Genomic DNA, 8,051 nt, shown 5'->3' on the forward strand with positions numbered 1-8,051 from the left:
CGCCGAGGGTCACGCTGTCGGTGTACTCGTCACGCTCTCCGATGAGGGTGGAGAGGTCTTGGAGGTCGCGGCTGTTGGATGCGCCGCCGAGGATGATCTTGACGATGCTGGCGTCCCAGATCGCGCCGGCCTGGTGTTCACTCCACCTGTCGCGTGCTTGGGCGAGGGACTGCAAGACCGGCATGGTCGTGATTCCGGTGCCGCCGCCTTCGGCCATGAGCGTCGGCAGGGATGGCAGCGGTGCGAGGTTCCCGATCTCGTCGAGCGCGAGCAATAGCGGCGGGTCGAGCCGGGCTCCCGGTGAGCGTGCCGCGAGTCGGCGGGCGGTTTCGATGAGGTCTTCGACGAATGCCGCGACCAGCGATGCGGAGGCTCCTGCTCCCGCCCCGGTGGCGAGTAGGTAGAGGGTGCCTTGTTCGGTGAGGAAGGTCTCGGGGTCGAAGTGTTCGTGCGGGCCGGGCGTGACGGCATCGAGCACGCGCGGGTCGGCGAGGGCGGCGAGTGCGAGGGAGACGCCTTGCCAGATGCTGTCGCGGGTCTTGGGGTCGGCGTCGATCATCGCACCAAGGGAGTCGTCCCAACCCATCGCCGCGTTCGGGTGGGAGTTGAGGATGGCGACGGCCTCGGTCGCTGCGCTGGGGTCGAGGGTCCACCTGAACAGCTCGGCCGGTGGGCGGCCGTCGAGTGCGGCGGCGTGCAGCAGGCTCTGGAGTGCGGTGCGGGTCTTTCCCTCCCAGAACCCGCCCGACTCGACGCCTCCGGCGCTGAGGCCGGTGGCGGCGGCGAGTCCGTTGGCGCGGATCATCGCGGTGAGCGGATCGTCGCAGCCGCGAATGGGTGACCAGCGGAGTCCGGCGGGGATGCCTTCGGCGAGGTGTTGGGGGTCGAACACGGCGACCGGCCCGCCTTTGCGGCGTCGAGCGCGAAGGGTCGCGGTGAGGTTGTCGGGCCTGGTGCTGGTGGTGACGACCGCACCGGGGGCGTCAAGGATCGCGTTGATGACGACGTGCAATCCCTTGCCGGAGCGGGGCGGGCCGATCAGCAGGATCGAGTCTTCGACCGATGCCCAGACCTTCGTGCCACGACTGGCACCGAGCAGGTAGCCGACATCCTGCGGTGCCGGCGACTCCAAGGAGGGCCGCAGCGTGGCCGCACGGTGAAGCAGTGCTTTCGCGGATGCTGCGGTCTTGACCTCGTGGCTGGTCGCGATCCCCGCCAGTCGGTGCGGGTCGGTCTCGGTCTTCCGCGTGTGTCGACGCAGCACGATCCAGACCCAGACGATCCCGGCTGCGAGTCCGCCGAGCAGTGCCGTGCTGACAAGCCAGTAAACGACTGGGTTGAGTCCGTCGGCACCGAGCGCGGTCGCCGGGTCGGCGGGGTTGAACAGCACGCCGAGCCCCGCCGCTGCGCCGGCGTCGGGCTGCGGTGTGCCGGTGAGGAACGCGGCGACGCTGCCAGCGGCACGGAGGACGAGAGCGATCCCGAACATGCCGACCAGACCAATGAGGGCGGCGTTGGTGAGTTCGTCGCCCATGCCCCCGGCTTGCCGCTGGTTCATGTCAGCCGCCGCACCGCGAGCGTGCCGGAGATACGCCCAAGGAGGATCACCTCGGGCGCGCTTGCGTCGGGCAGGTCGTCGAGGTCGATGAGCGCCCGCGCTTCGCCGGTTCCGGTGGCGTCGGCGTGGGACACGATCGTCGCGACGGCAACATCCTCGCCAGGCACGAACCCCTCGGCGGTGACCTCAGCCAGGCGCGGCACTCGTCGGGCGTGGCGACTCCGACGAGTCTCCGGCACCGGGGTCTCGGGCGGGACCACGGCGCGTCGGGTCTTGCGTGTGCGGAGGATATCGGTGAACACGCTGCCGTCGCTCTCGCGCACCTCGACCCGGACGGCGACGGTGCGGTCCTTGGTGATCGCATCCATGAGCGGCCCGAACGTCGCCCGCGTCCACGCGCCCGCGTCCGGTGACGCAAACGGTGTTCCATCGACCGTCGCGGCGAGGCTTCCGTCGTCGGCGACGGTGACGAGGACGTGCGGCAGCTCGACGGGAGCCGTGGCATCGTCGTCGGTCGTGGTGGATCGGCGCGGGCCCGTGAGGTTCATCGGTGACCTGTCTCTATTGCTACGGGTTCTTTTCGGGTGCTCATACCCGGTAGGTGCGTTCTGTCCGCCCCGGTGCTGGGTTCGCCGGTGTCGCGCGACAGTCTGAAAGTTCTTCGGGATTCCTGAAGGTTTCGGAGTATTCTCGAAGTATGTGCAGGATTTCTGAACTGGAACGCTGATGGCTCTGACGCCTGTGCGGAGCGTGGCGACGGCGCCGGTGCTGGTGTCGCCGCAGGATGCTGACGATTTCGAGCAGGAGCTGATCGATCAGTTCGCGTTGGCGCAGGCGTCCGCGGGGATCTCGGACGGTTACATCACGAGCTCGCGTTCGGTGGTGTTCGAGTTCGCGAGGTCGCTGTCGGGTCCGGCCTGGACGGCGAGGTACGCGGACGGCGACCGGTTCCTCGCGGAGCAGCGGCGGCTGGGGCGGGCGCAGTCAACGCGGGCGGGCAAGGCGGGCATGATCGCCCAGTTCTACGACTTCCTCATCACCCGCTACCTCGGCGACATCCGTGCCGCGACGGGCGTGATCGTCGAGCAGCCCATAGATGAGTGGAACCGCCCGTCCGGAGTGTCCCTCGGCAAGGTTCGCGTCCCGCCGTCGGACGCGGAGATGACGGAGTTCTTCGACCGTTGGCGGGCGTCGGTCGCGAATGCCAGGAAGTATCTGCCTGCGGCGCGGGACTACTTTACGGCGTCGCTCTGGCGACGCCTGGGTCTGCGGATCAACGAGTCGGTCATGCTCGACATCCGGGACTGGCGGCCCGACCTCGGACAGATCGGCAAGCTGCATGTCCGGTTCGGGAAGGGCTCACGCGGCCGCGGCGTCAAGCCGAGGCTGATCCCCGCGATCAACGGCGCCGCCGAGCTGATCGACTGGTGGCTGGCCGAGGTGCGCCCGCAGTTCGGGTCGGATTGGAGCGACCCGGACGCGCCGATGCTGCCCAGCGAGCGGATCGATCACGAGTTCGGCCGTTCGGTTCGGGTCGGCCCGAACGCGCTGCGTCGGGCGCTGGCCGATCAGACCGAACGGTGGCTGCCCGCCTGGTCGGGGCGGATGACCCCGCACGTCCTGCGACACTACTGCGCGTCCTCGCTCTACGCCGCGGGCATGGACTTGAAGGCGCTGCAGGAGCTCCTCGGGCACAACTGGCTCTCGACGACGAGCCAGTACATCCACGTCCGCAGCGACCACATCGAGACCGCGTGGCATCAGGCCAACGCCCGCACCGAACGACGCCTGGGAGGAGAGGGCTGACATGCTCTGGAACCTGCGGTTGAAGGCCGCCGAGCGCGGCATCTGGAAGTCCGCCGAGCTGCGGCGGATGCTCGCTGACGCGGGCCTGGAACTGAGCCTGGGGAAGATGTCGGCGCTCTGGACCGGCACCCCGAAGACGATCCGCCTCGACGACCTCGACGTGATCTGCCACGTCCTGGCCTGCGAGCCCAGTGACCTCCTCGTCCGCGAGCCCGCGAAGGTCGCCGCCCGCAAGCCGGCACAGGAGAAGATCGCCGGCGCGAGCGATGTCCCGCCGATCGTCCGGCCCCGACCAGGGAACCCACGCTCGACACCACCGCTATGAGCACGACGCTCGGGTTCAACGAGCGGTTTCGGCCCCCACGGACCTGCTTCACCTGCGGCGTGAACCGAGCGGCCTGGACCCGCCCGCGGGTCGAGTACTGCTACGAGTGCATGCCCGGCGGACCGTTCACCCCGCCACCGTGTGAACGATGCGGCTCGAGCGCCTACTTCAACCAGGGCCGCTGCGAGCTCTGCCATCCCGGCAGTCCCCGCTATCCCGGAGCCTGCAAGGACTGCCTCGCCTGGGGCGTTTGCCGGCAGAACAACTGGCTCTGCTGGGCCTGCCGCTGGTGGCGCCAGCACTACCCGGTCGGCGACTGCGTCTACTGCGGGCGGCACGTCACGATCGGGGTGCAGGGCGCCTGCCGTCTCTGCCTGGAATCCGCTCGCCGCGTCACCGAGCCCGGCACCGCCCCGGACCCCGCCGATGGCGTCCGCTACGGGCTCCAGCTCTTCTTCGCGAACATGCCCGCGCCGCGCAAGCCCAAACGGTCCACATCGGGGATTCGTGCGCTGCGGAAGGCTCTGGCCGCTCAGGTCGACCGGCAGGCCAACTGGGACCAGCCCGAGCTGTTCCACCTCGATCCGGACCCCGAGTTGCTGCGGCAGGCGACGACGGCCGGCGCACGGGAGTGGACCTACCGGACCGACACGATCGTGTTCGCGCACGCGGAGAGATTCGGCTGGTCCGAGCGGCAGACGAACCAGGTCCGCCGGTCGTTGAAGATGATCCAGCTGATACGACCCGACGGCGCCACCCAGGTCCGCGCCAGCGAGGTCCTGCGGCTGAGCGGCTACGACACCAACACGAACCGGGTCTCCACCCTCGACGTTCTCGCCGAGGCCGGGTTCCTGATAGATGACCAGGTGCCGCACATCGTCCGCTACTTCGACGCCAGGACCGCGGGCCTGCCGGAAACGATGACCAGCCAGCTCGCCGTCTGGTTCGACCTCATGCGGCACGGCTCGACCATCCCGCCGCGGCGCAAGTCCCGAGACGATAACACCACCCGCACCCTGATCCTCGGGATCATGCCGATCCTGCACGCCTGGGCGAACGCCGGCATCGACTCCCTCGCACAGGTCACCCGCCGCATGATCGCCGACAGCCTGCCCGCCGAGCCCTCGCAACGGCACTGGGCCGACCGGGGGCTGCGGTCAGTGTTCGCCGTGATGAAAGCCCGCAAGCTCGTGTTCACCGACCCGATCCGCAACCTGCCGATTGTCAACACGCGCACCACGATCCCGATGCCGCTGGACGCGGCCGCGATCCGCGCCGCACTGAATCACCCCGACCCCGCGACCGCGCTCGGCGTCGCGATCGTCTCGTTCCACGGCCTCACCAACGGCCAGACCCGCGCGATCCAGCTCACCGACGTCGTCGACGGGCGCCTCACCCTGTACGACGGACGCTCGATCCCTCTGGCCGAGCCCGTCAGGGTCCGCCTCGCCGCCTGGCTCGACTACCGCGCCCAGAGATGGCCCGCCACGATCAACCCGCATCTGTTCCTCACCCAGCAGACCGCGCCCCGACTCTCCGCACCGGGCCACTCCTTCCCTTGGAAGAAGGCTGGTCTGAACCCGCAGTCGCTGCGCACCGACCGCATTCTGCAGGAGATCTACGCGACCGGCGGCGACGTCCGCCGCATCTGCGACCTCTTCGGCATCGGCATCGAGGCCGCTCTGCGCTATGCCACCAATCTCGGCCACGCCGCGTTTCGCGAGCAGATCCCCGCTCCTGCCCGAGCGCTCGACGGTGACTAGGCCGAGGGGGGAATCCTGCGGACGCGGACTGCCGCTGCGGCGGGGAGCGAGAGCACTACCCGTTTGTGCCCTACGGTCATCTCGATCATGGATGCCTGGGGGTTGAAGTCGTTCACGCGAACCCGGGTGCCGACGGTGATGCCGTGATCCTGGAGGTAACGGAGCACGTCGGGGGAACGGTCGGAGACTCTGGCGATATCTGCCTTGGTGCCCGCGGTGATCTCGGTCAGTGGTCTGCTGTCGTCGGCCGGCACCGTTCCGTCGGCTGCGGGGATGGGATCGCCGTGGGGGTCGGTGGTCGGGTGGCCTAGGACGGTGTCCATTCGGTCCAGCACGAGGTCGGAGATGGCGTGTTCGAGCCGGTCGGCCTCGTCGTGGACCTGGTCCCAGCCCAGGCCGAGCGCCTCGACGAGGTAGGTCTCGATAATGCGATGTCGCCGGACGATCTCGACCGCGATCGCCCGGCCCGCATCGGTAAGGCTGATCGGCCCGTAGGGTTCGTAGTCGATATGCCCGTCGCGGGCGAGCTTCTTCAGGTTCGCAGACACCGTCGATGCGGTGACTCCGAGCTGCGCGGCGAGGTCCGTCGTGGACGGCTCTCCGCCGGGCCACTCGTGGGCCTTCCAGATCAGGGTGAGGTAGTCCTCGACCATCCGGGTGAGAGCAGGGTGCGGCATCTTGCCCATGCTATCCACGCACCGCCGTCGAAGTCTCGGCAGCCGGAATCGGCGCGGCCTGGGCTCGCCGGAACGGCGCCGCGAGCGTAGGGAGAATGTCGCGGCGGTGCGCGATCAGGAATCCAATCGCGAGCACGGCCTGGATGGCGCTGAGTACGTATCGGCCGGTGGTGTCGGTGACGACGAACTGCACGGCGAACAGGGCCGCGAGCCCGATCGCGGACCACCAGTGGAACCGGAGGGCGAGGATGATCGCCACGCCCAGCAGCGTCTGCGTCGCGGTCAGGGTGAACTCCTCGATCTGCCGGGCGTCCAGCGCCAGCGACGCGGGGCCACCACCGGCGAAGTGCGCGATCGGGAGGGAGCCGACCAGCAGGCTCCACTGGTTGACCTTCGACGCGATGAGCGTGCCGATTGCCGCCGCCCCCATCCCACGCAGGGCGAACATCACCGCGATGATGAACTCCGGTGCCTCGGAGGCCAGCGGGGCAAGCCACTGCACGAGGAAGTAGCTGTCGATGCCCAGCGACGACCCGGAAGCGACCAGCGCCTCCGCGAACGGCTCCGCCGAGAGCAGGATGATCGCGGCCGAGATCACGAAAAGTCCGATGACTGCGACTCGTCGTGGGCGGGTGTTCATCCCGGCGATCAGCGCGGCGGCGCCGACGAACTCCTCCTCGCCATCATCGTGGGTCTGCCCGGCACGCCACAGGTACAGGCCGAACACGAGGATCAGCGCGGCGCCGAACCAGATCGGGATGCTGCCCATCAGCGGTATCGCGAACGCGACCACGGCGAGGATCGCGAGGAATCCGATGTCCAGGCGGCTCTCCTTCGGCAGGTCGAGGAACCGCGGTGAGGCCGTTCCCCGTGCCCGGGCGACACGGCGGGCGACCAAGAGCGAGACGACAACCACGAGCGGCCACCCGAAACCGAGCAGCAGCCGGTTCGAGCCGGTCATGTTCGCCGCCGCGTAATGCAGGTATTCGGCGTCCGACCCGGACCGGAACGCGTAGTACAGGTCCACCGCGTACTCCGGGAGCACCGCGATCAGCGCGAGCAACGCGATCGCCAATGCGCCGGAGATGTCCTTCTGCGCCGCCTCCGCCGCCCACGCGAGCAAGAACGCTGCCGCGACAACAGCAGCACCGAACACGAGCATCTCCAGCACCGGGAACAACTCGATCCCCGTGAGCCGCAATACCAGGGCGGGAGCGGCGATCAGCAAGCACAACAGGACACGGCGGACAAGGGCGGCGGGCATGGCATCTCTCCTGGACGCGCCGCAGCACGGGGAGGATCTCCGGCCACGGCAAAGGACCGAAGGTCTCGCTCGCCTCACGAACTGAGGTGGGGCGCCGGGCCGATCATCGTGACCGCCAGTGTGTCGACGCACCGCATCCAAGCCGAAGCCCGGACGGAACTACTCCCCTTCGGGAATAAGCCTGACGCACCCCGATCGGATGTGTCTACGCACACCTCAGAGTTAGAGAAGTCACACATCTCGGCCCCGTTGCTTCGGGTTCCGTGAACCCGCACCCTCAGCTAGCCTGAATGGGCGCGTGGAAGCTCAGGTTCCCTGGATTTCCGAACGGATTCCGTGGAACCCGTTACCTTTTCCCGCGGCGCGGCTGCTGGTGTCGAACAGGGCGAGTTCGTCGGGGTGGAGCTGGTGCTGGCAGACGAAGCTCCTCGCCTTGATTCGCCACAGGCCTTGGCCGACGCCGAGGTTCGGCAAGAGTTGCTGCTCAGTGCCGGTCAGACCGAGGGCGGTCGCGGTCGGTCCGAGCTGGTCGGATTCCTGCCGGTACACGATCCGCGTCTCCGCGTTCGCGAGCAGCGAGTTGGCCAGGGAGCGCATGGCGGAGCCTTGGTCGCCCACGTTGTCGAGGTCGGTGAGCTTGTGGAAGATCAGCATGTTC

General features: G+C 68.5%; 7 protein-coding genes and 1 pseudogene. 3 read left to right on the forward strand and 5 right to left on the reverse strand.

Annotation, left to right across the window (positions count from 1 at the left end):
- On the reverse strand, nucleotides 1-1,558 hold a 1,558-nt coding region (locus N864_RS16390), incomplete at its 3' end, for a type IV secretory system conjugative DNA transfer family protein (RefSeq protein WP_034719255.1).
- Complete coding sequence (locus N864_RS16395) at nucleotides 1,555-2,106, reverse strand: hypothetical protein (RefSeq protein WP_034719238.1); 552 nt, start codon at nucleotides 2,104-2,106, stop codon at nucleotides 1,555-1,557. The genes N864_RS16390 and N864_RS16395, both read right to left, overlap by 4 nt.
- Before the next feature lie 178 nt (nucleotides 2,107-2,284).
- Between N864_RS16395 and N864_RS16400 the strand changes: the two genes are divergently transcribed.
- Genes N864_RS16400 through N864_RS16410 form a run of 3 tightly spaced genes read left to right on the forward strand, consistent with a single transcriptional unit; the run spans nucleotide 2,285 to nucleotide 5,452 of the window.
- Nucleotides 2,285-3,364, forward strand: a complete 1,080-nt coding sequence (locus N864_RS16400) for a tyrosine-type recombinase/integrase (protein WP_034719241.1) — start codon at nucleotides 2,285-2,287, stop codon at nucleotides 3,362-3,364.
- A gap of 1 nt (nucleotide 3,365) precedes the next feature.
- Nucleotides 3,366-3,689, forward strand: coding sequence for a helix-turn-helix domain-containing protein (locus N864_RS16405; protein ID WP_034719243.1), 324 nt, complete (start codon nucleotides 3,366-3,368; stop codon nucleotides 3,687-3,689).
- On the forward strand, nucleotides 3,686-5,452 hold the full coding sequence (locus N864_RS16410) for a site-specific integrase (RefSeq protein ID WP_051518701.1): 1,767 nt from the start codon (nucleotides 3,686-3,688) through the stop codon (nucleotides 5,450-5,452). The genes N864_RS16405 and N864_RS16410 overlap by 4 nt, the downstream gene beginning before the upstream one ends.
- On the opposite strand, the gene N864_RS16415 is transcribed toward N864_RS16410, so the two are convergent.
- The 3 genes and pseudogenes from N864_RS16415 to N864_RS16425 form a co-directional block, all read right to left on the reverse strand.
- Nucleotides 5,449-6,129: a metal-dependent transcriptional regulator gene (locus N864_RS16415; RefSeq protein WP_169735986.1), complete on the reverse strand. Its 681-nt coding sequence runs from the start codon at nucleotides 6,127-6,129 to the stop codon at nucleotides 5,449-5,451. The genes N864_RS16410 and N864_RS16415 overlap by 4 nt on opposite strands.
- A 10-nt stretch (nucleotides 6,130-6,139) precedes the next feature.
- Nucleotides 6,140-7,393 carry a sodium:proton exchanger gene (locus N864_RS16420; RefSeq protein WP_034719249.1) on the reverse strand — a complete coding sequence of 418 codons (1,254 nt, stop codon included), beginning with the start codon at nucleotides 7,391-7,393 and terminating at the stop codon, nucleotides 6,140-6,142.
- A gap of 306 nt (nucleotides 7,394-7,699) precedes the next feature.
- Nucleotides 7,700-8,051: pseudogene (locus tag N864_RS16425) on the reverse strand (ATP-binding protein); the annotation flags it as partial.

This window comes from Intrasporangium chromatireducens Q5-1 (genome assembly GCF_000576575.1).
In the GTDB taxonomy this organism is placed as follows: domain Bacteria; phylum Actinomycetota; class Actinomycetes; order Actinomycetales; family Dermatophilaceae; genus Intrasporangium_A; species Intrasporangium_A chromatireducens.